Here is a 24,978-nt window from a genome sequence, read left to right on the forward strand (position 1 = left end):
TACGTGAAGAACGAGTGGCCCGCAGCGCTCAACACCGAGCATCCCCATCAACATCCCTCGCAACACTCAACGAAGAGAACGGAGCCACCGTGACGAGTTCGCAAGTTGTACTCGAGCTGCGCGATGTGCAGAAGTCATTCGGATCCGTCGTCGCACTCCGATCCGGCACGATCGCCGTCGAGTCCGGTTCCATCCACGCACTCGTGGGTGAGAACGGCGCCGGCAAGTCCACGCTCGTCAAGATCGTCGCTGGCCTCTACCAGCGCGACGCCGGCACCTTCCAGCTCGGCGGCGAAGACGTCAACTTCACATCGACGGCCCAGTCGAAGGCCGCGGGCGTCGCGGTCATCTACCAGGAGCCGACGCTCTTCCCCGACCTCTCGGTCACCGAAAACATCTTCATGGGCCGCCAGCCCACGAACCGCTTCGGCCGCATCAACCGCGCGGCGATGCGCGAAGAGGCGAAGGCGCTCTTCGCCAGACTCGGCGTGAACATCGACCCGGACCGCCCGGCCGAGGGCCTCTCCATCGCCGACCAGCAGGTCATCGAGATCGCCAAGGCCGTCTCCCTCAACGCGCGAGTGCTCATCATGGACGAGCCGACCGCCGCCCTCTCCGGCGTCGAGGTCGACCGACTCTTCGCCATCGCGCGCAGCCTGCGCGACGAGGGCCGCGGCCTCATGTTCATCTCCCACCGCTTCGACGAGGTCTTCGCGCTCTGCGACAAGGTCACCGTCATGCGCGACGGCAGCTACATCGCCACGAACCTCATCAGCGAGACGACCGTGGATGCGCTTGTACAGCAGATGGTCGGCCGCGAGGTCACCGAGCTGTTCCCGAAGCAGGAGGCCGTCATCGGCGAGCCCGTGCTCGTCGTCGAGGACCTCGAGAGCCCCGGCATCTTCCACGACATCAACTTCACGGTCCGCTCCGGCGAGATCGTCGGCCTCGCCGGCCTCGTCGGCGCCGGCCGCAGCGAGGTCGCCCGCGCCGTCTTCGGCGTCGACAAATACAAGTCGGGACGCGTCACGGTTGAGGGCAAGGTCGTCAAGCCGGGCTCGCCCGTCGCCGCCATGCAGGCAGGCCTCGCGCTCATCCCCGAAGACCGCCGCAAGCAGGGGCTCGTCGTCGACTCGGGCGTCGGCGAGAACATCACGAGCGTCATCCTGAACCAGCTCACGAAGTTCGGCGTCATCAGCGGCCGCAAGCAGCACGACGACGCCCGCGAGTGGGCCACGAAGCTCGAAGTGAAGGCGCAAGCGCTCGACACGATCGCAGGCACCCTCTCGGGCGGCAACCAGCAGAAGGTCGTCATCGCCAAGTGGCTCGCGACGAACCCGAAGCTCCTCATCATCGATGAGCCGACGCGAGGCATCGACGTCGGCACCAAGTCAGAAGTGCACCGCCTGCTCTCCGAGCTCGCGGGCACCGGGATGGCAATCCTCATGATCTCCTCGGAGCTCCCAGAAGTCCTCGGCATGGCCGACCGCGTGCTTGTCATGCACGAAGGCCGCATCGCCCAGGAAATCGACCGCAGCCAGGCAACCAGCGAGAGCGTCATGCGCGCCGCGACCGGCGCAGTGACGGTGGTGCTCTGATGACCACGACCACCACTCAGGGGCCACACCCCACCGCCGGCGCACCCATGCCGCCCAAGAAGGCCATCCGCTTCGGTAACTTCGGCAAGGCCCGCGAGCTCGGCATCCTCCTCGCCCTCGCGATCGTCCTCGTCGTCGCGACCGTGGCCAACCCGAACTTCCTGTTCAGCCCAGACGGCTGGCGCGACCTCTTCCTGACGCCGTCCATCCTGCTGCTCGTCGCCGTCGGCCAGGCCATCGTGCTCATCACCCGCAACGTCGACCTGTCGGTCGGCTCCGTGATCGGCCTCACCGCCTTCCTCACGGGCCGCCTCTTCATCGACTTCCCCGGCATCCCGATCCCCGTGGTCGTCATCGCGGCAGTGCTGTTCGGCGCCATCCTCGGCTTCGTCAACGGCGCGCTCGTCGCCTACGTACGAGTGCCCGCGATGGTCATCACGCTTGGCACGCTCTACGCCTACCGCGGCATCAACGTCATGTGGGCTGGATCGAGCCGCATCAATGCAAGCGACATGCCCCGCGACTTCCTCGCGCTCGGCACCGGCCAGATCCTCACCATCCCGATCCTCACGATCATCGCCGTCGTCGTGCTCGCCATCGCCGCCTGGGTCATGAAGAACACCCGCCCGGGCCGCGAGTTCTACGCCATCGGCTCCGACCCGGACGCCGCGAAGCTCTACGGTCTGCCCGACGTGCGCCGCGTCCTCACCGCGTTTGTACTCTCCGGCGCACTCGCTGGCCTCGCCGGCGTCTTCTACGCGGCCCGCTACGGCACCGTCAGCTCCCAGGCCGGCGCCGGTTGGGAACTGGATGCGGTGGGAGCTGCAGTCATCGGCGGCGTCGCCATCACCGGTGGCGTCGGAACCCTGTGGGGCGCGGCCATCGGCGCGATGCTCCTCATGACCATCAACCGAGTGCTCCCGCTCGTCGGCATCCCCGACTTCTGGCAGCGCGCCGTCGTCGGCGTGCTCATCCTCGCCGCGATCGTCCTCGACCGCGTGCTCGCCATCCGCCAATCCCGCAAGCTCGTCGAAGCGAGGGAGGAATCATGACCGCTCTCACGACCCCAACGTCGTCTGCCACCCAGCGCACGATCGAGAACTACTCGCAGCCAGCCTGGCGCCGCATCCTCTTCACCCGAGAGATGGCGATCGTCGCCCTCCTCGTCGTGGTCTGCGTCGTCTCGATGGCCACGGTGAAGGGCTTCTCGCAGCCCATCACCATCACCTACCTGCTCATGGACGTCGCCGCGGTGCTCATCATCGCCCTGCCGATGACGCTCATCATGATCACGGGCGAGATCGACCTGTCGGTCGGATCCATGGTCGGCCTCTCGAGCGTCACAACCGGCGCGCTTGTCCAAGCGGGCGTCGGATTCGAACTCGCAGCCCTCGTGGCGCTCGTCGTCGGCCTCCTCGGCGGAGCCTTCAACGGCTTCCTCGTCACGAAGGTCGGCCTGCCATCGCTCGCCGTCACCATCGGTACGCTTGCACTCTTCCGCGGCATCGCCGTCGGAGTGCTCGGCACGGTCGCCGTCACCTCGTTCCCCGAGTTCTGGACGGACCTCGCGAAGGCCAAGATCGTGGGAACGCCCATCCCGGCCATCATGATCCCGTTCCTCATCCTGCTCGCGATCTTCATCGTCGTGCTCCACTACACGCCCTTCGGCCGCGGCGTCTACGCCATCGGCCTCTCCAAGGAAGCCGCCCACTTCTCGGGCGTCCCCGTCGGCCGCACGAAGTTCATCCTCTTCGTCGCATCCGGCTTCCTCGCGGCCCTCGCCGGCATCTACTTCACGCTCCGCTACGGCTCGGCACGAGGCGACAACGCGACCGGCCTCGAACTGCAGGTCATCGCGGCGGTTGTGCTCGGCGGCGTCTCCGTCTTCGGCGGACGCGGCAAGCTCTACGGAGTTGTCGCCGCCGTCCTCCTCATCGGCGTCCTCGCCAGCGCCCTGCGCCTCGCGAACGTCACCTCCGACGTCATCAACATCATCACCGGAGTGCTCCTCATCGCCTCCGTCGTCGGAGCGAGCCTCCTGCCCAGGATCCGCCGCAAGCGGCCCCGAGTAGAGAAACCGCTGGTCGGCACGACCAGCGGGAAAGTCACCAAGTCCTAAGCCCCACATCCACCCACACACGCAACACCCCAACCGTCGCCCGGAACACCGAGCGGCTCAGTACCCGAAGGGAAACCCCATGAAGCTCGCAACGAAGCGGCTGAGCGCAGCTGGCGCCCTCGCAGTGAGTGCAGCACTTGTGCTCACTGGATGCACCACCGGCGGCGACGACACCGCAGCAGGCGGCGGAGACACCGGCAACCTCACCGTCACCTTCCTCCCCAAGAACCTTGGAAATCCGTACTTCGAGGCGTCCAGCGTCGGCGGCGAGGCAGCTGCAACCGAGTTCGGCGGCACGTTCGCCGAGGTCGGCCCGTCGGAGGCAACTCCCGACGCGCAGGTCAGCTACATCAACACCCTCACGCAGCAGGGCGTCGGCGGCATCGTCATCGCAGCTAACGACCCCGAGGCCATCTGCGACGCCCTCAACGAGGCACGCGACGCTGGCACGAAGGTCGTCACGTTCGACTCCGACACCAACCCCGAGTGCCGCGACCTGTTCATCAACCAGGCTGACGCCGATGGCATCGCCAAGGCGCAGATCGACCTCATCGCCGAGCAGATCGGTGGATCGGGCGAGATCGCCATCCTCTCCGCAACGGCCAACGCCACGAACCAGAACGCCTGGATCGAGAAGATGGAAGCGTACGTCGGCACCGAGTACCCCGAGATCACCATCGTCGAGACCGTCTACGGCGACGACGACGACCAGACCTCGTTCGACAAGACCGCAGCGCTCCTCCAGACCCACCCCAACCTCAAGGGCATCGTCTCGCCCACGACGGTCGGCATCGCGGCTGCAGCACGCTACATCCAGACCTCTGACTTCAAGGGCAAGGTCGCGGTGACCGGTCTCGGCACGCCGAACCAGATGCGCGAGTTCGTCGAAGACGGCACCGTCACCTCGTTCGCCCTCTGGAACCCGGAAGACCTCGGCTACCTTGCGGCATTCGCCGCTCAGGCCCTCATCGCCGGCGACATCACCGGTGCTGAAGGCGACACGTTCACCGCTGGCGAGCTCGGCGAGTACACGGTGGGCCCCGACGGCACCGTCCTCCTCGGAGACCCCTTCGTCTTCGACAAGGACAACATCGGCGACTTCAGCTTCTAGGAGCCGAAGTGGTGAGGAGCTCCTCGGACCTCCTCAGCGCTGAAGGCGGGCGCTAGTCGCCTCGCCGAACCGAACTGCAGACGCCGCGCCGGGACCATCTCCCGGCGCGGCGTTTGCGCATCCCGCGCCGCGCGCAGTCGCCGTCGCTCGCCTCCTCACTCGCAGTTCAATTTTCGGGCGAAGTGCGCGCAGGGCTGGAGGCGATGCCCGGAACTCCGGGGGAGCGGACGGGCGACCGCCGCACTTCGCCCGATAATTGACCAGAAGCCGGGGCAACTCGGACGGGCACGCCCAACGACCTCAGCGTTTGTGGCCCGTCGCCCTGCAGAACGTAGGAGATCACATGCCCAGAATCGGATTCCAGCTCAAGGTCGCGCCGCAGCACATCGACGAGTACGTGCGCCGCCACGCCGAGGTGTGGCCAGAGATGCTCGCAGAGATCGCGGCAGCCGGCCGCCGCAACTACTCACTGTTCCTCGCGCCGGACGGCACGCTCTTCGGCAGCTACGACGTCGACGACGAGGCTGCCGCCAACGCGTATCTCGCGGCTTCGCCCGTCGCGGCCCGTTGGGAAGCCGACATGTCCCAGTTCTTCGACGGCCTCGAAGGCCGAGCAGACCAGGCCGCGTCGCCCCTCGTCGAGGTCTTCAACCTGGAAGAGCAGCTCGGCGCGTAGGTAACTCCGGCGACGTTCCGCCGGTTCCTGCCCCCGACCTGCTTGACCGCGCATCCACACGAGCGATGCTTCATCGTTTCGACACGAACGGGCAGTTGCCGCGTGGATGCCAGGGGAGGGTGGGCCAGAAGGCCAGAAGGCCAGAAGGTGAGGGGCACGAGGGGCGCGCTGAGGTTCCCTGCGGTTCGCTGCGCAGGCGCCGACGGATGCTCAACCCGGGCGGGTGTCGATGTCGCGGCCGTGCCACAGGTCGCCGCACTCCACCGTGCGCGCACCGTGTGCCGCCAAATACGGGCCGGCGCCTTGATCGCCGTCCAAGCTCGAGGCGAGCGACGCCCAGTGCTCGCGCCGGATAAGCACCGGATGCCCGGGCTTGCCCCCATAGGTCGCCCGCGCGAGTGAACCGCCAGCCCCGAGAACCCGTTCGCAAGCAGCCGCCGGCAAGTCGGGCGTGTCGACCAGAACCAGCAGGACAGTGTCCGCGTCGGTCGCCTCGGCGGCTCGCAGCGCGGCGCGGACCGAGGCGGCGAGGCCCTCCGCCCAGTCCGGCACGGGGACGACCGTCGCGGTCGGCGGCACGAGCGCCGCCGATTCGCCGCGCCCCGCGCCGAGGGTGACCAGCACGTCCGAGCATCCGGATGCGAGCAGCGTCTCGACGGCACGGGCAACCCAGGGCGTGCCGTCCGGAAGGCTCGCCAGTGACTTCGGCCCGCCGAACCTGGACCCGGCCCCCGCTGCGAGCACAACCCCGCACACGCTCATCCGCAGACCTGGCCCGTCAGCACCTCGGCCTGCCTCTGCGCATGTGTTTGCCCCACGTCTCTCCGCGCCTCTGCGACAGACCTGGGCCTCCGGCACGCGCATCTGCCGTTCGAGCTGCGGAACCCACAGGTCGCCGCGGGGCTGCTGCCGGCGGCCGCAGCAGACGTGGGCCCTGGGCGCCCGCATCCGCTGCCCGGGCTGCGGAACCCACAGGTCTCCGCGTCGTCTCTCTCAGCCGCAGCAGACCTGGGCCTTTGGCATGCGCATCCGCCGCCCGAGCTGCGCAAGCCGCATGTCTTTGCGGAGTGACTCCGAGGGCGAGCGCCCGGGGTTCGCCGCACGCGTGGGCTCACTCGCATCAGCACGCGCTCCCTCACAGCAATCCGCATCCGCGTCACCTCACGTGGCGACGCGCACGCCAAGCGGCCGATGCACCGGCCCAGACAGCTCGGACAGGCGGCGGCCGGATGCGCCGTGCCGGTCGGCGACGATCTCGGCGAGGATCGAGAGGGCCGTTTCCTCCGGGGTCCGCCCGCCGAGGTCGAGGCCGATGGGGGAACGCAGCCGCTTCAGCTGCTCGGGTGGCACGGGCCGCTCCGCAAGCGCCGACGCTTCTGCATGCACCGACGGCTCCGCCGGCGCCGAAGCTTCCGCGGACCTCCACGCTTCCGCAGGCACTGGTTGCCCAGGTGCTGACGATCCAACGCGCCCCGTGAGCCGCTCCAGACGCTCCTCGTGCGTACGCCGGCTTCCCATCACGCCGACGTACCCGGCGTCGGAGGCGAGGGCGACGCGCAGCGCCGGGACGTCGAACTTCGGGTCGTGCGTGAGCACGCACACCGCGGTGCGCGCATCCAACTCGGCGGTCGCCAGGTAGCGGTGCGGCCAGGCGACAACAACCTCCGCGCCCGGGAACCGCGACGTCGTCGCGAACACCTCGCGCGGGTCGACAACCGTGACGCTCATGCCCGCGGCGACGCCGATGCGTGAGAGGGCGACGGCGAACTCGACCGCGCCCACGATGATGAGCCGAGGCGGCGAACCGAGGCTGATGGTGACGGTCCCCGCCGAGGCCGGCGCCGTCTGGTCGATGACGCCTCGCCCGAGATCGGCCCCGGTCACCGTCAGCGTGTAGGTCACTGGCATGGCGCGCGCCTCCCGCTCCGCAAGCAGCAGCACATCCCGCGCCGCCGCGCTGCCCGGAAGCACTGGCCGCACGAGCACCTCGACGACTCCGCCGCAGCTCAGTCCGACGGAGAACGCCTCCGCTGAGCTGTACCCGAACGTCTCGACGCTCGCGGTGTCGCTTTCGATCGCCACGAGGCACTGCTCGTAGGCGGCGCCCTCGACGCATCCTCCGGACACGTTGCCAAACACCTCGCCGTCGGCCGACACGATCAGGCTCGCACCCACCTCCCGGGGCGCGCTGCCGCGGACGGCGACCAGCGTCGCCATCGCGAACGGGCGACCGCTCCGCGCCCACTCGGCGGCTCTCGGCAGGATTCCACGCATGCCGAAACGCTAGGCGCGCCCTGTTGCGTGCCTGTTGCGGGCAGGTGAAGGTGACCGCGACTCACGACCCACAATCGAAACACCGACGAAACGGCCGTCTGATTCACTCCCGAGCATCAATCTCGCGCACCGGTGGATGCTCGTGCGTGCGTCACGACCGGGAGGTGCCATGGACATCACGACGGTGCGCTCGTACCGCGTCGCACGGAGCCGCGAGGAGCTGCTCCTCGCCCCGGGCGAGGCGATCATGGCCGGCGGCACGTGGCTCATGAGCGAGCCCCAGCCGACGACAACCGGCTTCGTCGACCTGACGGGAATGCTGTGGCCAGACTTCGAGGTTGACGCTGACGGACTGCGCATCTCGGCGACCTGCACGATCGCGACGCTGGTCGCGTGGGCCGAGCGCGTGCGCAAGGGCGAGACGCTGCCGGCGCAGGAGGACTGGCCGGCGGTCTCGCTTGTTCGCGCTGCAGCGGATGCGCTTCTCGCCTCGTTCAAGATCTGGAACACGGCAACAGTCGGGGGCAACATCTGCCGCGCCTTCGCGGCGGCTGGCATGGTCTCGCTGTGCGTCGCGCTCGACGGGACGGCAGAGATCTGGCGCGGCACCGAGGACGTGCTGATGCCCGTCGCGGAGCTCGTGACGGGAGACGGCACGACCGCCCTGCAGCCCGGCGACGTGCTCCACAGCATCCACCTGCCCGCGACAGCGCTGCGCTCGCGCGCCCTGCTCCTCAAGATCGCGCTCGCCGAGTACGGCCGCTCCGGCGCCGTCGTGACGGGGCGAATCGACCGGAACGGCCGCAGCGTCTTCACGATCACGGCCGCCACGAGTCGGCCGACTGTGCTCGCGTTCGCGCAGCTGCCGACCGCCGAGGAGCTCGCCGCGCGCATCGGGCAGACCGACGGCTACTACACCGACCCGCTCGGCTCGGCCGACTGGCGTCGCGCCGTGAGCTTGGTGCTCGCCGAGCGCATCCGGGGGCGGCTCTCGTGAAGTTCGAAGTAGACGGCACCGAACGCACTTCCGAGCCCCGACCCGGTCAGTGCCTGCGCACGCTGCTGAGGGAGACCGGCTCCACGACTGTGAAGAAGGGATGTGACGCCGGCGACTGCGGCGCATGTTCGGTGCTCCTCGACGGCACTCCCGTGCACTCGTGCCTCATCCCGGCTGTACGCGTCGACGGGCGCACGGTCACGACCGCCGCCGGCCTCGCGCCGGGTGACGAACTGCATCCGGTCCAGGAGGCACTGGCGGAGGGGTTCGGCTTCCAGTGCGGCTTCTGCACGCCGGGCATGAGCGTCACCGCGTCGACCCTGGGAGAGGCCGACCTCGACGACTTCGACAAGCGGATGCGGGGAAACCTGTGCCGGTGCACGGGCTACCGCCCCATAAGGGAGGCGATCTGCGGGTCCGTACGCGCTGGCTCGTGCGCGCAGAGCTGCGCAAAACAGGCCCCTGAGCCACCCGCCCAGACCGTCGGCCACTCGGTGGTCCCCGAGGCCGCGCGCCGCATCGTCCAGGGCCTCGAGCCGTTCACGTTCGACCTGCCGCCGGGGCATCCCGCGAGCGACGCGCTCGTCCTGCGGGTCGTGACGAGCCCGCACGCGCACGCGCGCATCCTGAGCATCACCACGTCGGAGGCACTTGCCGTGCCGGGCGTCGTGCGCATCTTCACGCACGAGGATGTGCCGCAGCGCCGCTACTCTTCGGCCCGCCATGAGCACCGCACCGACGACCCGGACGATACGCTCCTGCTGGACAGCGTCGTGCGGCACATCGGGCAGCGCGTCGCGGCCGTCGTCGCCGAGACCGCAGAGGCGGCCGATGCGGCGCGGTCCCTGGTCCGCGTCGAGTACGAGCCGATGCCGGCCGTCTTCGACCCGGAAGAAGCCCGCAAGCCGGGGGCGCCACTCCTGCACCCGGACCGCACGCCGGAGGAGCGAGTCGACGAGGCCGCCCGCAACGTCATCACAAGCGTCCACGCTGGCCCTGACGTGACCGAGGCGCTCGCCTCGAGCGCCGTCACCGTCTCCGGCACGTGGCAGACCGCGCGGGTCACGCACGCTCAGCTCGAAACGCACGGCTCGATCGGCTGGCTCGACGACGACGGCCGCCTCGTGATCCGTTCCTCCACGCAGGTGCCGTTCCTCGCACGCGACGAGATCGCGCACCTCTTCGACCTGGACCGTGACCGGGTGCGAGTGCTGGCCGCGCGCCTCGGCGGCGGCTTCGGCGGGAAGCAGGAGATCTTCACGGAGGACCTCGTTGCGCTCGCGGTGCTCGCCACCGGCAGGTCCGTCGCCTACGAGTTCTCGCGCACCGACGAGTTCCAGCGAGCCGCCGTCCGGCACCCGATGCGCGTCAAGGTCGCGCTCGGCGCCGATGCGGACGGGCTGCTGACCGCCATGGAGCTCGACCTGCTCAGCAACACGGGCGCGTACGGCAACCATTCGCGCGGCGTCCTCTTCCACTCGCTCGCCGAGTCGACGACCATCTACCGCGTCCCGCTGCGGCGAATGGATGCGGAGGTCGTGTACACGAACACGGTCCCGTCCGGCGCCTTCCGCGGCTACGGGCTCGGGCAGGTCATCCTCGGCGTCGAGTCGGCGATGGACATGCTCGCGGAGAAGCTCGGCATGGACCCGTTCGAGCTGCGGCGACGCAACGCCATCCGCGAGGGCGACGACCCGGGGCACGACGACCTCGTGTGGGGGAGCTACGGCTTCGACCAGTGCCTCGACCTCGCGCAGGACGCGCTGCGCCGCGGCAACGGGGTGGATGCGCCGCCCGGCTGGCTCGTCGGCGAGGGCGTCGCGGCGGCCATGATCGCGACGATGGCCCCCTTCGGGCACATCGCGCACACAACCGCGACGGTTCGTGCCGACGGTACGTACCTGCTGCGGACGGGCACGGCCGAGTTCGGCAACGGCACGACAACCGTGCTCAAGCAGATCGCGGCCACCGACCTCGGCACGAGCTTCGAACGACTCCAGCTGTGGAACTCGGACACGGATGCGGTCGAGCACGACACTGGCGCCTTCGCGTCAGCTGGCATCACGGTCGCGGGGAAGGCGCTGCATGCGGCCTGCCTGTCCCTGGCTGAGCGGATGCGCGAGCGCGCGGCGGCCCTCACCGGGACCGCCCCGGAAGAGGCGAGGCTCACGGCGGACGGCGTGGAGACCTCCAACGGCCTCGTCGTGTTCGCGCGCCTCGCGGCGGACGAGAACGGCGGTGAGATCACGGCGGACGGCAGCGAACTCGGCGAGCACCGCTCGCTCGCGTTCAATGTGCACGCCGTGCGCCTTGCCGTGGACCCGGAGACGGGAACGGTGCGCGTCCTGCAGTCTGTGCACGCCGCCGACGCCGGCTACGTCATGAACCCGGCCCAGTGCCGCGGGCAGATCGAGGGCGGTGTTGCACAGGGCCTCGGCAGCGCCCTGTACGAGGAAGTCCTGGTGGATGACACCGGCCGCGTCGCCAACCCCGTGTTCCGCCTGTACCGCGTGCCGCAGTTCGCCGACGTGCCGGACACCGAGGTGTACTTCGCCGACACGAGCGACGACCTCGGGCCCTTCGGCGCGAAGTCGATGAGCGAGTCGCCGTACAACCCGGTTGCTCCCGCCATCGGCAACGCCATCGCCCGCGCGCTCGGGAGCCGTCCGTTCGAGCAGCCCTTCAGTCGCGACCGGGTCTGGCGGATAGCGAATCACGCCCGTAACACCTACGAACCCGTCCCCGAAATATGAACTGCCTAGTGTCGCGACTAGCCCACTGCATTCAAGGAGATCCGATGCACACACTCACCAGAACTCGCCGCCGCGCAACTGCGGCACTCGCTCTCGCCGCAACGGCCGCGCTTGCCCTCACCGCGTGCTCACCAAGCGCATCCGAGACGTCCCCGGGGAGTGCATCCGCCGACTACGGCGAGATCAGCGTGCAGTACTCGTGGATCAAGAACGAGGAGTTCGCGGGCGAGTACTACGCCTACGACAACGGCTACTACGACGAGGCCGGGTTCTCGGAGGTGCAGGGCGTCGCTGGCCCCGATACGGGCGTCGCGAAGCTCCTCTCCGGCTCGGTGCAGTTCGCGCTCAGCGACGCCGCCTCCGTCGGGGCAGCGGTCGCGGAACAGGATGCGCCGCTCAAGATCGTCGCGACGACCTTCCAGAAGAACCCGTTCACGATCCTCTCGCTGACGGACAAGGGCAACATCGCGACGCCTGAGGACCTGGTCGGCAAGAAGATCGGCGTGCAGGACTCGAACGCCTCCGTGTTCAACGCCCTGCTCGCCGCGAACGGCATCAGCGAGGACCAGGTCACTGTCGTGCCCGTGGACTTCGACCCGACGCCCCTCATGAACGGTGAGGTCGACGGCTTCATGGCGTACCTGACCAACGAGGCCATCACGGTCGAGATGGAGGGCTACGAGGTCACGAACCTGGCCTACGCCGACAACGGCTTGCCGTATGTCGCCGAGGCGATCACGGTGACGCAGCAGTACCTCGAGGAGAACCCCGACCTCGTGAAGGCGTTCCTCATCGCCGAGATCAAGGGCTGGACCGACACGTTCACGCAGCCGGTGGACGACACCGTCACCAAGGTGACCGAGCACTACAACGCGTCGGCCGCAGCAGGCGACCTGACGTTCGGCGAGCTCGACCCAGCGAAGGTCAAGGCGGGCCTCGAGGCCCAGGCCGAGCTCATCTCGACCCCAGAGACCGAGGAGAACGGCCTGTTCACGATCTCGGACGAGCTCAAGGCGCAGTCCATCGCCTCCCTCGCCGCCGCAGGTTGGGAGCTCGAGGTCGACGACCTCTTCGATACGACGATCATCGATGAGATCTACACCGAGAACCCCGAGCTGAAGAACTACCAGCCCTAATCCCATGACCCTCACCGATACAACGACGGATTCCGGTGCCGAGACCGGCACCGGAATCCAGATCACCGGGGTGTCCAAGTCCTTCGACCTGCGCGGCGGGAAATCGCTGCTCGCGTTGCAGGACACGGACCTGCACACCGACAAGGGCTCGTTCCTCGCGCTGCTCGGGCCTTCCGGATGCGGGAAGTCGACGATCCTGCGCATCCTCGCGGCGCTCGACCACCCGACGTCCGGCAGCGCGCTTGTCGACGGGCAGACGCCGGACCAGCTTCGCGCGAACAGCGAGCTGGGGATCGCGTTCCAGGACCACGCGCTGCTGCCCTGGCGGAGCATCCGCAAGAACATCGAGCTGCCGTTCGAGGTCGCGGGGCGCCCGGTCGACAAGGCGTACGTGGATGAGCTCATCACGCTCGTGGGCCTCAGCGACTTCGCGAACGCCAAGCCCGCCCAGCTGTCTGGCGGCATGCGCCAGCGCGCCTCGATCGCGAGGGCCCTCGTGCTCAAGCCCTCTGTGCTGCTGCTGGATGAGCCCTTCGGGGCGCTCGACGACATGACGCGGCAGAACCTCAACCTGGAGCTGCTGCGCATCTGGACCGAGAAGCCCGCCACGACGCTGCTGGTCACGCACGGCATCAGCGAGGCGATCTTCCTCGCCGACCGGGTCGCCGTCATGTCGGCGCGGCCAGGTCGCGTGCAGGAGATCATCGAGGTCGACCTGCCGAGGCCGCGCACCCCCGAGATGATGCGCACCCCGGAGTTCCACGCGCTTGTCGACCGGGCGTCCGAGCTGCTGTTCGGCGTGCACGGACACGCAGAAGCCGAGGCCTGACGATGGCCAGGGAGCGCATCCCCGGCTGGCTCGCCGCGCTCATCGGCGGGGCCGCCCTCATCCTCATCTGGTGGCTCGTCTCGGTCGTGGCCTTCCAGCCATCGGAGGGGACGAGCTTCACCCCGGTGCCCTCGCCGATCGCCGTGTTCGACTGGCTCTTCGTGCAAGGAAACATCGCGGGCACGTGGGGCGTGTTCTCGCCGACCATCACGGCTGCGGCCATCGGCTACGTGTGGGGCAACGGCATCGCGCTGCTGCTTGCGACCGTCGTGTTGGTCTTCCCGCGACTGGAGACGGTCATCACGCAGGTCGCGGTCGTCACGTACTGCCTCCCGATCGTCGCCGTCGGCGGCATCTCGATCGTCGTCCTGGGTGGCGCGAAGAACCCGGGCGACCCATCGCAGACGGCCATCTTCCTCGCGGCGCTCGTGTGCGTCTTCACGACGGTCGTCGGCGCGATCCTCGGCTTCAAATCGGCCGACCGGGCGTCGCTCGACGTCGTCCGCGTCTTCGGAGGCGGCTCGTGGATGCAGATGCGCAAGGTTCGCCTCGTCGCAGCTCTCCCCGCCATCCTCAACGCGCTCCAGATCGCCGTGCCATCGGCGTTCCTCGGCGCGGTGCTCGGCGAGTACCTCGGGTCCATCACCGCGGGAGTCGGGCCCACCCTCATCCGCCTGCAGGGTCAGCTCGACTCGGCCGGCGTCTGGTCGGTGTTCCTGCTGTGCGCGGTGTTCGCGCTCGCGGCGTACGGGCTCTTCGGGCTTGTCATCCGCTTCATCACGCCGTGGGTCTCCGGAAAGGCAGTGCGATGACCGCGACAGTGCAGAGCGAGCAGACGAAGGCCACGATCGACGACGCCGCCAAGGTGCGGATCGTGCGCGATCGTCGCATTGCTCTGCGGAAGACGGTGCTGCGCTCGCTGGGCTCCGCAGGCATCACGCTCGTCGTGCTGCTCCTGCTCTGGCAGGCGGTTGTCAGCCTTACCGGCATCTCCTCGTTCATCGCGAAGGGCCCGCTGGATGTGTGGGAGTTCCTCTTCATGTCGGAGGATGCGGCGGACAACCGAGCGCAGATGTTCCCCCTCGTGGGGCAGACGCTCGCCGACTCGGCGCTCGGGTTCGTCGTGGGCATGGCGGTCGCGGTTGTCCTGGCGGTGGCCTTCAGCCTCTTTCGCGCCATCGAGGCCGGGGTCATGCCGCTTGTGCTACTGCTGCGCACGATCCCGCTCGTGTCCATCGCGCCCGTCATCATCCTCATGACGGGCCGCGGCACGACTGCATCCGTCGCGGTGATCGGGACGATCGTGGTGGTCTTCCCGGCGCTCGCGAGCGTGCTGTTCGGCCTCAGCCGGGCGAGTCAGCAGAGCCTCGACGTCGTGCACGTGTTCGGCGGCGGCCGGCTCACGAGTCTGCTGAAGGTCAACATGCCAGGCGCCCTGCCGTCGATCTTCGCGGCCGCCCGCGTTTCGGTGCCGGGGGCCGTGACTGGTGCGCTGCTCGCCGAGTGGCTCTCGACGGGAACCGGCATCGGCGGGGCGATCCTCAAGTTCAACGCGCAGGCGCAATTCTCCGAGCTGTGGACCTCGATCGCGCTCATCACCATCATCACGCTCGTGTCGTACAACCTCGTGCAGATCATTGAGAACGTTGTCCTCGACCGCATGGGTATGGGCGTCTCACAGCGCTGAGCTGTCCATCAGAGTGGTCGGGGCCGGGAGCTTGCTCCCGGCCCCGACACCGTTCAGTGCGGGTGGCCGCGCAGCGGGATGACCGCGGCTGGCAGCTCGTGCAGCTTCGCCGACGCCTCCGCCGCGAGGGGGTTGGTGGATGCGCCGCCCCGGTTCACGAGTTCACCGCCGACGTAGACGGCCTCCAGGTTCCTGGGGTTCATCGCGAGCACGTAGGAGCGCACCGGGTGCCAGAGCGGCCCGACGTCGGGGGAGCGCGGGTCGACGACAACGAAGTCGGCGAACTTGCCGACCTCAAGCGAGCCGACCTGGTCGGCGACGCCCATGATCTCGGCTCCGCCGAGGGTGTGCAGGCGCAGCATCAGCTCGGGCATCATCGACAGCGGGTCCTTCGTGCGGGCCCGCTGCATGTAGATGCCCATGCGCATGTTCTGCCACGGGTCGCTCACATCGGTGCACGCCTGGTCGTCGAGGCCGACACCGACCTTCATGCCGAGCTCAAGCATCTCCGGCACAAGCGCGACGCCCGAGGCGAGGCGGCCGTTCGAGGCCGGCTGCCACGACATGCTCGCGCCACGCTCTGCGGCCTCGGCGATGATCTCGGGCGTCGTCTGGATGAAGTGGCCGAACATGAGGCCGAGCTCGAGGGCGCCCGCATCCCGGTAAAGCGCGAACTTCGACTGCTGGTGCTCGACCGCCTCAGGGGACTCGAGGAAGTGCGCCTGGTTCGTGATGCCGAAGCGGCGCATGGCCTCGGCCTCGAGCTCCGCCGAATCGTCGCGAGGCGACCACTGCACCTGGCCCATGATGGACGAGCCGAGCGCAAACGCCGGGTCCATGGCCCTCGTGTGCGCGACCTCGGCCTGGAGCCTGGCGAAAATCTCTTCGTCGGTGCCGACCGTCGCGTCCATGCCGGACGCATCCACGAAGCGGATGCCGGAGTCGAGCGTTCCGTCCGCCTGACGGTAGTGGTACTCGAGCGGGCGGATCCCCGCCGTGCCCGTGCGCTTCCCGTCGACCATAGACTCCCACGCCTGCAGCGGGTCGGTGAAGTTGTAGGCGGTCGTGACCCCGTTCGAGAGGAAGTCGAGCGCGCCGTGCAGGGTCGACCAGTACAGCTGCTCAGGCGTCATGTGCGCGGTTGTGCCGAGCATCGAGTCGCACCAGCCGTAGAGGGTGTCGGCGACGCCAAGCCCTCTCAGTCCGCTCGTGAACAGGTGGGAGTGGCTCGAGACGAACCCGGGGGCGACAAACTTCCCGGCCACGTCGAGGGTCTCATCGGCGGTCACGGACGGGGTGCCGCTCCCGATCGCGGCGATGCGGCCGTCTTCGACGAGCATCCACCCGTCTTCGATGTACCCGGCATCCGTGGAGCCCGTCGGGATCGTGATGAGGCGCGCGTGAGTGACAAGAAGGGACATGCTCGCTACGCTAACCAGCCCATGTTTCGGGCCTGTCACGGCTCTGCGGCGTCGCGTGGCGAGCTGCGGTTCAGACCTCGAAGAGGGTATGCACGGGACCCGCGACCTGCTGGCCGTCGAGGTCGACGAGCTCCATCAGGACGGCCGTGCCGACAAGCGCGTAGCCGAGTCGCTCGAGGAGCTGCTGACCTGCGCGGAGGGTTCCGCCTGTCGCCAGGATGTCGTCGACGAGCAGGACGCGGGTGCCCGCCGGCAGGTCCTGCGCCGCTTCCAGACTGTCCGTCCCGTACTCGAGGTCGTACGTGATCGATGCCGCGGGGCGGGGCAGCTTTCCGGCCTTGCGGATCGGGATGAGGCCGACCCCCGCCGCGTTCGCGATGGCGCCCGCGAGCAGGAAGCCACGAGCCTCGACACCGGCGACGACGTCGAACTGACCGGCGAACGGCGTGATCACCGCATCGACCACGGTGCGGAGGGCGGGGCCGTCAGCGAAGAGCGGCGTGATGTCGCGGAACTGGATGCCCGCTTCTGGGAAGTCCGGAATGGTCGCGATGAGCGACTCGGCGCGCGCGAGCTCTGGGGTCACCGCTTCAGGATACGTGCGCCCCGCCCGCTTGCACGCTCTGTGTCAGCACGCTCCCTCCCCGCCGCCACCTCATTCGCTAGACCTGGGGGTTGCGCATCCGCTTTGCCGGATGCGCGTGCGCAAGTGCGAGGTCTGCGCTCGGGTTGCCGTCAGACCTGGGGGTTGTGCATGCCGGGCGGCGCGGGGAGGTGCGCGAGCCCCAGGTCTGCAGGAGGGTGTCCCTATGGTTTTGTCAAGGGTTTTGGGGTGTCGGGGTTTGGTAGATGGTGCCGTCTCGGAGCATTGCGTAGAGGACGTCGCAGCGTCGTCTGGCGAGTGCGATGAGGGCTTGGTTGTGGCGTTTGCCTTGCGCGCGTTTCCGGTCGTAGTAGGTGCGCGAGACGGGGTCTTTCAGTGCCGCGAACGCGGAGAGGAACAGAGTCCGTTTCAGGATCTTGTTCCCGCGTCGGGAGGCGTGCTCGCCCCGGATGGAAGAGCCGGAGCGTCGCGTGACGGGCGCGAGTCCGGCGTAGGACGCGAGGTGACCTGCGGTCGCGAACTGTTTCCCGGCGACTTCGGTGAGGAGTCTCGCTGCGGTCCTGACGCCGACTCCTGGCATGCTCGTCAAGACCGGGTGAAGAGGGTGCGCATCGACGAGCCGTTCAACCTCGACCGCGATCTCGGCCCGTTGGGTGCGGAGGTCTTCGAGTTGTTTCGCGAGGCGCGGCAGGACGAGGCTGGCAGCGTTCGTGCCGACGACCACGACCGTCTGCTCGGAGAGCGCCTGCATGATCTCGGCCGCGAGGCGTTTGCCCATGCGGGGAGCGAGCTTTACGAGTCGGTTGGCTAGCCGTGTCGGGCCGAGCTTCGCGAGATCCGCGGGCGCGGGGTGACGCTGGAGGAGATCAACGACGGCCTTGTGATCGAGGTGCGGGCCAAGGACTCGTTCGAGCGCGGGGTGAATCTGCGTGAGCAGGCCGCGGATGCGGTTGCTCGTCGCGGTCACTTGTCCCGCGAGGTCGTCATCGAAGCCGCAGAGCATCGAGAGTTCCGCGACCTGCTCGTCCGCGAGCTGGATCGATCGGAGGGCGTGCGGGAGGGTCCGGGCGGCTTCCGCGATGATGGCCGCGTCTCTCGCGTCGGTTTTCGCTTCGCCCGCGTGGAGGTCCGCGATGCGGCGCATCGCGAGCCCCGGCAGGTAGCCGACGAGGACTCCCGCGGCTTGCGCGACCGCAATCGGCAGCGCGCCGATCGTGGCAGGCTGATCGACGACGAACAGTAGCGTCCCGTGGTCCTTCAACCCATCGATGAGCGCGCGGAGTTTGCTCTCGTCGTTGGGCAGCGCTTTGTCGAAGAGTTTCTTCCCCGTGCGGTCGATCGCGACCGCGTGATGCTCGCCTTTGCCGACATCGACACCGATGAACACGTCGACGCTGTCGTGTCCGGTGATGCTTGTTTCCATCAGCCCTTCCCCTCTCAAATTTCGGTTCCAGCGTTGGCCGAACCAAGAAGCGGCGAGTCTCGACATCCACGTTACGAACGACACTCGGAACACGTCCGGGCCCTGTCCCTATCAGCGATCACAAGCCGCCAAACCGGGACTCGGTGACAACACCCCCCAGATCATGAACAGCGACAGGGGGCACAGAGTCATGCCGAGCCCGGGATGGCCAACACCCTCCAAGGATCACTCCCCGAACTGGGTATGAAGAAGGTAACGGGGGCGGGGCGCGACGCCAGGGCGCTAGGCGCGGGGCGCCGTGGAGGCGCGGGCCACGAGCTCCGGGGTGAAGCGGATGTGCTCCGGTGTCGCCTTGGGGTCGCGGGCTGAGGCGACCAGCAGATCCATGGCTTTCGAGCCAATGAGGTGCGCGGGCTGGTGGATGGAGCTGAGCGACGTCGAGGCGAAAGCGGCGAAGTCGATGTCGTCGTAGCCGATGAGCGCGATGTTCTCCGGCACGGTGGCGTGGCTTGTGCCCTGCAGGCTCTGCAGCAGGCCGAGCGCAAGCATGTCGTTGGCGGCGAAGACCGCGTCCGGCAGCTCGGCGGCTTCGCGGTCGGCGAGGGTGAGCCCCGCGCGCCTGCCCTCCGACATGGAGAGCGCATCCGTCGCGAGTACCTCGAGCGTCGCGCCGGAGACCTCGCGCACGGCGTCGCGGGCGCCCTCGAAGCGGTCGGTGACCTGCTGGATCTCCATCGGCCCGCCCACGAACGCGATGCGCCGGTGGCCGGTCTCGAGGAGGTGCTCGACGGCGATGCGGCCGCCCGTGCGGTCGTCGACGGCGACGGACGGGTAGCGCTCGTCCGAGCTCTCGCGGTCGACGAGCACGACGGGGGTGCCGCGCTTGTGGAGGCGCTCGAGCTGGGGCATGTTCGCGGCCATCGGGGTGACGAGCACGCCGAAGACGCGCTGCTCCTCGAAGAGGCCGAGGTGGGTGCGCTCGCGCTCCTCCTGCTCGTCGCTGTTGGCGACGAGCACCGAGAACCCGAGCTCGGCGGCGCGCTCCTCTGCGCCGCGCGCAACTTCCGTGAAGAAGGGGTTGCGGAGGTCGAGCACGATGAGGCCGACCGTGCGGCTCTCACCGGCGCGCAGCTGCCTGGCGGCGTCGTTGCGCACGAAGCCGAGCTCCTCGATGGCGGCCTGCACCTTGTCGACGGTCGCCTTCGAGACCTTCTCGGGATGGTTGAGCACGTTCGAGACGGTGCCGACGGAGACGCCGGCGAGTGTCGCGACGTCGCGCACGCTGACTGCCATGGGCCTCCTTTGGTTGTCTGAAGGATAGGCCACCGGCTCGCGCGAGGTGCCGCAAAGGGTCGTTTTGAGCAACGAATGGCGACCATTTGGGGCGACTCGCGAGGTGAGGCTCCTCGGGTGGCGTGTGGTGGATGCGAGGGCGGATGCGCGCGAGCGACACGGACGATTGAAACGTTCTTGACTTCACGCGCGCCGGCTCGTAACCTGAACCTACTGAAACGATTCAATTCTGTGATCGTGTTTCCGAAGCCGTGGACGACGTCGTTCGGCCCGGGAGCGCATCCGCAACCGACCAACGAAGGCGACGAACCGTGAGCATCCTCTCCGCAGACCAGCTTGCAGCGCTCGAGGGACAGGGCATCGAGCTCCCGTCCTGGGCGTTTGGCAACTCAGGCACCCGATTCAAGGTCTTCCAGACGGCTGGCACGCCGCGCGACCCGTTCGAGAAGATCGCGGATGCGGCCCAGGTGAACAAGTACACCGCGCTTGCCCCCAGCGTGGCCCTGCACATCCCGTGGGACGTCGTCGACGACTTCGCCGCCCTCCGCAAGCACGCGGAAGACCTCGGCGTCGAGCTCGGCACGATCAACTCCAACACGTTCCAGGACGACGACTACAAGTTCGGCGCCCTCACGCACGAAGATGCCGCCGTGCGCCGCAAGGCCGTCGACCACCACCTGCGCTGCATCGACGTCATGGACGAGACCGGCTCGCGCGACCTGAAGATCTGGCTCGCCGAAGGCTCCAACTACCCGGGCCAGGCCGACCTGCGCGGCCGCCAGGACCGCCTCCACGACTCGCTGCAGGAGATCTACGCGCGCATCGGCGACGACCAGCGCCTCGTGCTCGAGTACAAGTTCTTCGAGCCGGCGTTCTACCACACGGACGTTCCGGACTGGGGCACGAGCTACGTGCAGGTCGCCGCCCTCGGCGACAAGGCCATGGTCTGCCTCGACACGGGCCACCACGCGCCAGGCACCAACATCGAGTTCATCGTCATGCAGCTCCTGCGCCTCGGTCGCCTCGGCTCGTTCGACTTCAACTCGCGCTTCTACGCCGACGATGACCTCATCGTGGGCTCGGCAGACCCGTTCCAGCTCTTCCGCATCCTCGCCGAGGTCATCCGCGGCGGCGGCCTCAACAACCCCGACGTGGCTTTCATGCTCGACCAGTGCCACAACGTCGAGTCGAAGATCCAGGGCCAGATGCGCTCCGTCCTCAACGTGCAGGAGATGACGGCGCGTGCGCTGCTCATCGACAAGGAAGCCCTCACCGCGGCGCAGAAGTCTGGCGACGTGCTTGTCGCCCACGAGATCTACATGGACGCGTTCTCGACCGACGTGCGCCCGGCCCTTGCCGAGTGGCGCGAGTCGCGCGGCCTGCCCGCGAACCCGCTCGCCGCGTTCCGTGCATCCGGATACGAGCAGCAGGTCGCCGAGGAGCGCGTCGGCGGCGTCCAGGCCAGCTGGGGCGCGTAAGCGCCACCCCACCCCGCGACCACGACCTCACGAGCTTCGAAGGAACTGACATGACGAACCCAGCAGCGGCCGACCTCATCTCGCGCAGCAACCGCCTCGGCGAAGACCCGAAGAACACGAACTACGCGGGTGGAAACACCTCCGCGAAGGGCACCGAGACCGACCCCGTGACGGGTGAGCCCGTCGAGCTGCTCTGGGTGAAGGGCTCCGGGGGAGACCTCGGGACGCTCACGGAGCAGGGCCTCGCCGTGCTCCGCCTCGACCGCTTCCGGGCGCTCACGAACGTCTACCCCGGCGTCGAGCGCGAGGACGAGATGGTCGCCGCCTTCGACTTCTGCCTCCACGGCAAGGGCGGCGCGGCCCCGTCGATCGACACGGCCATGCACGGCCTCGTGGATGCGGCGCACGTCGACCACCTGCACCCCGACTCCGGCATCGCGATCGCGACGGCGGCCGACGGCGAAGAGCTGACGGCGAAGATCTTCGGTGACAAGGTCGTCTGGGTGCCCTGGCGCCGCCCCGGCTTCCAGCTCGGCCTCGACATCGCGAACATCAAGGACGAGAACCCGCAGGCGATCGGCTGCATCCTCGGCGGCCACGGTATCACCGCCTGGGGCGACACGTCCGAGGAGTCGGAGCGCAACTCGCTCTGGATCATCGACACTGCAGCGGCATACATCGATGCACACGGCAAGGCCGACCCGTTTGGCGGCGTCATGAGCGGCTTCGAGGCGCTCCCCGCCGACGAGCGACGCGCACGTGCGGCGGCCCTTGCGCCGTCCATCCGCGCCGTTGCGTCGCACGACGCCCCCATGATCGGCCACTTCACCGACGACGAGCGCGTGCTCGACTTCCTCGCGAGCGAGAAGCTCGCGGAGCTCGCCGCTCTCGGCACGAGCTGCCCTGACCACTTCCTGCGCACCAAGGTCAAGCCGCTGGTCCTCGACCTGCCGACCACGGCATCCGTCGAGGAGCAGCTCGCTCGCCTCGAGGAGCTGCACACGGCCTACCGCGCCGACTACAAGGCCTACTACGACAAGTTCGCGACGGCCGAGTCGCCCGCCATCCGCGGCGCGGACCCGCTCATCGTGCTCGTGCCTGGCGTCGGCATGTTCTCGTATGGCAAGAACAAGCAGACCGCCCGCGTCGCCGGTGAGTTCTACTTGAACGCGATCAACGTGATGCGCGGCGCCGAGGCGCTCTCGAGCTACTCCCCGATCTCGGATGAGGAGAAGTTCCGCATCGAGTACTGGGCGCTCGAGGAGGCGAAGTTGCAGCGGATGCCGAAGCCGAAGACGCACCAGGGGCGCATCGCGTTTGTCACTGGCGCTGCATCCGGTATCGGCAAGGCAATCGCGACCCGCCTCGCGGCTGAGGGCGCGTGCGTCGTCGTTGCCGACCTCGACCTCGAGAAGGCGCAGGCCGCCGCCGCCGAGCTCGGGAACACCGACGTCGCGATCGGCGTCGCCGCGAACGTCGCGGACGCCGCCGGCGTGCAGGCCGCCATCGACGCGACGCTGCTCGCGTTCGGCGGCATCGACCTCGTCGTCAACAACGCTGGCCTCTCGCTCTCGAAGCCGCTGCTCGAGACGACCGAGAAGGACTGGGACCTGCAGCACGACGTCATGGCGAAGGGCTCCTTCCTCGTGTCGAAGGCCGCCGCCAAGGCGCTCATCGAGCAGAAGCTCGGCGGTGACGTTATCTACATCTCCTCGAAGAACTCCGTCTTCGCCGGCCCGAACAACATCGCCTACTCGGCGACGAAGGCCGACCAGGCACACCAGGTCCGCCTCCTCGCGGTCGAGCTCGGCGAGCACGGCATCCGCGTCAACGGCATCAACCCGGACGGAGTCGTGCGCGGCTCCGGCATCTTCGCGGCAGGCTGGGGCGCGAACCGCGCCGCGACCTACGGCGTGAAGGAAGAGGACCTCGGCCAGTACTACGCGAACCGCACCATCCTCAAGCGCGAGGTTGTGCCCGAGAACGTCGCCGACGCGGTGTACGTGCTCACGGGTCCAGAGCTCACGCGCACGACCGGCCTGCACATCCCCGTCGACTCGGGCGTCGCGGCAGCCTTCCTCCGCTGATGACGGACGCTGCAACGCAGGGTTCGGCCGCCGGCGGCCGCGGTGGGGCGGATGCGCCTCGCACGGTCGCGGCGGTCGACCTCGGCGCCACGAGCGGTCGCGTCATCACGGGCACGATCACGGATGGCGTGCTCACGATGCGCCACGAGGCGCGCTTCCCGAACAACCCAGTGCGCACGCGCGACGGGCTGCACTGGAACCTGCTCGGCCTGTACCAGCACGTCCTCGACGGGCTGGCGGCGGCTGAGCGGGATGCGCCGGGCCAGATCGCGAGCATCGGCATCGACTCCTGGGCTGTCGACTACGCGCTCCTGCGTGACGGCCGTGTGCTGGGCGTCCCGTACGCGTACCGGGACGAGCGGACCGCGCGCGGCGTCGAGGCGGTGCACGCCATCGCCTCGCCGGAGGAGCTGTACCGCCGCAACGGGCTCCAGCACCTGCCGTTCAACACGGTCTTCCAGCTCGCGACCGACGGAGAGCTGCTTGGCCTCGCCGAGCAGATGCTGCTCCTGCCCGACCTGCTCGCCTACTGGCTCACGGGCGCGCAGGTCGCCGAGCGCACCAACGCATCCACGACCGGTCTGCTGCGTGCCGACACTCGGGGATGGGATACGGAGCTCGCCGAGCGCGTGGGCGTGCCCGCGCGCATCCTGCCGCACCTCGTCGACCCTGGCTCCGTGCTCGGCTCGCTCGAGGGCGAAGCGGCGCGGGTTGTCGGGCGCGACATCGACGTGGTCGCCGTCGGCTCGCACGACACCGCCTCGGCGATCGTCGCGATCCCCAACGTGGGCCGCGACTTCGCCTACATCTCGTGCGGCACGTGGGGTCTTGTGGGCCTCGAGCTCGACGAGGCGGTTGTCACCGACGCCGCGCGCGAGGCGAACTTCACGAACGAGGGCGGCGTCGACGGCCGCGTGCGCTTCCTGCACAACGTCATGGGCCTGTGGCTGCTGTCGGAATCGCAGCGCCACTGGGAGCCAGCGGCGACGGACGCGCAGCGTTCGTCCACCTTGCAGCAGCTGCTCGCAGACGCTGCCCAGGTGGCCGGTGACGTGCCGATCTTCGACGTCAACGACTCCGTGTTCATGGCGCCGGGCGACATTCCTGGACGCATCGCGGCCTGGCTCACCGAGCGTGGCCTCGATGCGCCGACGACGCCAGCGGGCATCGTCCGCTCCATCGTGGAGAGCCTCGCGCAAGCCTTCGCCGACGCCGTCACGACGGCATCGACGCTCGCCGAGCATCCCGTGAGCGTCATCCACATCGTCGGCGGCGGCTCGCAGAACGCCCTCCTCTGCCAGGCGACGGCCGACCGCTCGGGCATGCCCGTGCTGGCCGGGCCCGTCGAGGCAACCGCAATGGGTAACCTGCTTGTGCAGGCGCGCGCTCACGGTTGGATCCCCGACAATCTCTCTAAGATCCGTTCCATCGTCGCCAGATCGACACAGATCATCCGCTACGACCCGAAGATGACCCGATAGAAGCAAAGGCA

The 24,978-nt window shown here is 68.5% G+C and carries 20 protein-coding genes; 14 read left to right on the forward strand and 6 right to left on the reverse strand.

Annotated elements, in window-relative coordinates; translation table 11 throughout:
* The first annotated feature begins 89 nt into the window (after positions 1 to 89).
* The 5 genes from FHX72_RS10955 (at position 90) to FHX72_RS10975 (ending at position 5,504) form a co-directional block, all read left to right on the forward strand.
* Positions 90 to 1,598 carry a sugar ABC transporter ATP-binding protein gene (locus FHX72_RS10955; protein ID WP_183625041.1) on the forward strand — a complete coding sequence of 503 codons (1,509 nt, stop codon included), beginning with the start codon at positions 90 to 92 and terminating at the stop codon, positions 1,596 to 1,598.
* Positions 1,598 to 2,650 (forward strand): ABC transporter permease, encoded by a 1,053-nt coding sequence (locus FHX72_RS10960; RefSeq protein ID WP_183625043.1) that lies wholly within the window; start codon positions 1,598 to 1,600, stop codon positions 2,648 to 2,650. The genes FHX72_RS10955 and FHX72_RS10960 overlap by 1 nt, the downstream gene beginning before the upstream one ends.
* The gene (locus tag FHX72_RS10965) at positions 2,647 to 3,717 is read left to right on the forward strand and encodes an ABC transporter permease (RefSeq protein WP_183625045.1); all 1,071 of its coding nucleotides are present in this window, start codon (positions 2,647 to 2,649) and stop codon (positions 3,715 to 3,717) included. The genes FHX72_RS10960 and FHX72_RS10965 overlap by 4 nt, the downstream gene beginning before the upstream one ends.
* A 79-nt stretch (positions 3,718 to 3,796) precedes the next feature.
* Complete coding sequence (gene rhaS / locus FHX72_RS10970) at positions 3,797 to 4,828, forward strand: rhamnose ABC transporter substrate-binding protein (protein WP_068477936.1); 1,032 nt, start codon at positions 3,797 to 3,799, stop codon at positions 4,826 to 4,828.
* Positions 4,829 to 5,171: 343 nt separating this feature from the next.
* On the forward strand, positions 5,172 to 5,504 hold the full coding sequence (locus FHX72_RS10975) for an L-rhamnose mutarotase (protein ID WP_068477937.1): 333 nt from the start codon (positions 5,172 to 5,174) through the stop codon (positions 5,502 to 5,504).
* 210 nt (positions 5,505 to 5,714) lie between these two features.
* Here FHX72_RS10975 and FHX72_RS10980 read toward each other — a convergent pair whose 3' ends face one another.
* A complete protein-coding gene (locus tag FHX72_RS10980; RefSeq protein ID WP_183625047.1) occupies positions 5,715 to 6,266 on the reverse strand; it encodes a nucleotidyltransferase family protein in 552 nt (183 codons plus the stop codon).
* A gap of 399 nt (positions 6,267 to 6,665) precedes the next feature.
* A complete protein-coding gene (locus FHX72_RS10985; protein ID WP_183625049.1) occupies positions 6,666 to 7,778 on the reverse strand; it encodes an XdhC family protein in 1,113 nt (370 codons plus the stop codon).
* Between the two features lie 169 nt (positions 7,779 to 7,947).
* On the opposite strand from FHX72_RS10985, the gene FHX72_RS10990 reads away from it, so the two are divergent.
* The 6 genes from FHX72_RS10990 to FHX72_RS11015 are packed head-to-tail and all read left to right on the forward strand — an operon-like array spanning position 7,948 to position 15,180.
* Positions 7,948 to 8,775 carry an FAD binding domain-containing protein gene (locus FHX72_RS10990; protein WP_183625051.1) on the forward strand — a complete coding sequence of 276 codons (828 nt, stop codon included), beginning with the start codon at positions 7,948 to 7,950 and terminating at the stop codon, positions 8,773 to 8,775.
* Entirely contained in the window at positions 8,772 to 11,528 is a 2,757-nt protein-coding gene (locus tag FHX72_RS10995; RefSeq protein WP_183625053.1) for a molybdopterin cofactor-binding domain-containing protein, read from the forward strand. The genes FHX72_RS10990 and FHX72_RS10995 overlap by 4 nt, the downstream gene beginning before the upstream one ends.
* Before the next feature lie 44 nt (positions 11,529 to 11,572).
* Positions 11,573 to 12,664, forward strand: coding sequence for an ABC transporter substrate-binding protein (locus FHX72_RS11000; protein ID WP_068477946.1), 1,092 nt, complete (start codon positions 11,573 to 11,575; stop codon positions 12,662 to 12,664).
* Between the two features lie 4 nt (positions 12,665 to 12,668).
* Positions 12,669 to 13,493 (forward strand): ABC transporter ATP-binding protein, encoded by an 825-nt coding sequence (locus FHX72_RS11005; RefSeq protein ID WP_068477947.1) that lies wholly within the window; start codon positions 12,669 to 12,671, stop codon positions 13,491 to 13,493.
* 2 nt (positions 13,494 to 13,495) lie between these two features.
* Positions 13,496 to 14,305 carry an ABC transporter permease gene (locus tag FHX72_RS11010; protein ID WP_183625054.1) on the forward strand — a complete coding sequence of 270 codons (810 nt, stop codon included), beginning with the start codon at positions 13,496 to 13,498 and terminating at the stop codon, positions 14,303 to 14,305.
* The gene (locus FHX72_RS11015; protein WP_183625056.1) at positions 14,302 to 15,180 is read left to right on the forward strand and encodes an ABC transporter permease; all 879 of its coding nucleotides are present in this window, start codon (positions 14,302 to 14,304) and stop codon (positions 15,178 to 15,180) included. The genes FHX72_RS11010 and FHX72_RS11015 overlap by 4 nt, the downstream gene beginning before the upstream one ends.
* 53 nt (positions 15,181 to 15,233) lie before the next feature.
* Here FHX72_RS11015 and FHX72_RS11020 read toward each other — a convergent pair whose 3' ends face one another.
* The 4 genes from FHX72_RS11020 to FHX72_RS11035 form a co-directional block, all read right to left on the reverse strand.
* Positions 15,234 to 16,601, reverse strand: a complete 1,368-nt coding sequence (locus FHX72_RS11020) for an amidohydrolase family protein (protein WP_183625058.1) — start codon at positions 16,599 to 16,601, stop codon at positions 15,234 to 15,236.
* A 70-nt stretch (positions 16,602 to 16,671) separates the two neighbouring features.
* A complete protein-coding gene (locus FHX72_RS11025) occupies positions 16,672 to 17,187 on the reverse strand; it encodes an adenine phosphoribosyltransferase (protein WP_068477953.1) in 516 nt (171 codons plus the stop codon).
* Between the two features lie 232 nt (positions 17,188 to 17,419).
* Positions 17,420 to 18,628 carry an IS110 family RNA-guided transposase gene (locus FHX72_RS11030; RefSeq protein WP_068483986.1) on the reverse strand — a complete coding sequence of 403 codons (1,209 nt, stop codon included), beginning with the start codon at positions 18,626 to 18,628 and terminating at the stop codon, positions 17,420 to 17,422.
* A 282-nt stretch (positions 18,629 to 18,910) separates the two neighbouring features.
* Positions 18,911 to 19,921 (reverse strand): LacI family DNA-binding transcriptional regulator, encoded by a 1,011-nt coding sequence (locus FHX72_RS11035; RefSeq protein ID WP_183625060.1) that lies wholly within the window; start codon positions 19,919 to 19,921, stop codon positions 18,911 to 18,913.
* A gap of 311 nt (positions 19,922 to 20,232) precedes the next feature.
* Between FHX72_RS11035 and rhaI the strand changes: the two genes are divergently transcribed.
* From rhaI to FHX72_RS11050, 3 genes are read left to right on the forward strand one after another with little or no spacing between them, the layout of a single operon-like run.
* The gene (rhaI, locus tag FHX72_RS11040) at positions 20,233 to 21,399 is read left to right on the forward strand and encodes an L-rhamnose isomerase (protein WP_183625062.1); all 1,167 of its coding nucleotides are present in this window, start codon (positions 20,233 to 20,235) and stop codon (positions 21,397 to 21,399) included.
* Positions 21,400 to 21,449: 50 nt separating this feature from the next.
* Positions 21,450 to 23,486 (forward strand): bifunctional rhamnulose-1-phosphate aldolase/short-chain dehydrogenase, encoded by a 2,037-nt coding sequence (locus tag FHX72_RS11045; protein WP_068495297.1) that lies wholly within the window; start codon positions 21,450 to 21,452, stop codon positions 23,484 to 23,486.
* Positions 23,486 to 24,967: a rhamnulokinase gene (locus FHX72_RS11050; RefSeq protein ID WP_183625064.1), complete on the forward strand. Its 1,482-nt coding sequence runs from the start codon at positions 23,486 to 23,488 to the stop codon at positions 24,965 to 24,967. Before FHX72_RS11045 ends, FHX72_RS11050 begins: the two co-directional genes overlap by 1 nt.
* The last annotated feature ends 11 nt before the right edge of the window (positions 24,968 to 24,978 follow it).

The sequence above is a fragment of the Pseudoclavibacter helvolus genome, from assembly GCF_014191305.1.
Taxonomy (GTDB): domain Bacteria; phylum Actinomycetota; class Actinomycetes; order Actinomycetales; family Microbacteriaceae; genus Pseudoclavibacter; species Pseudoclavibacter helvolus.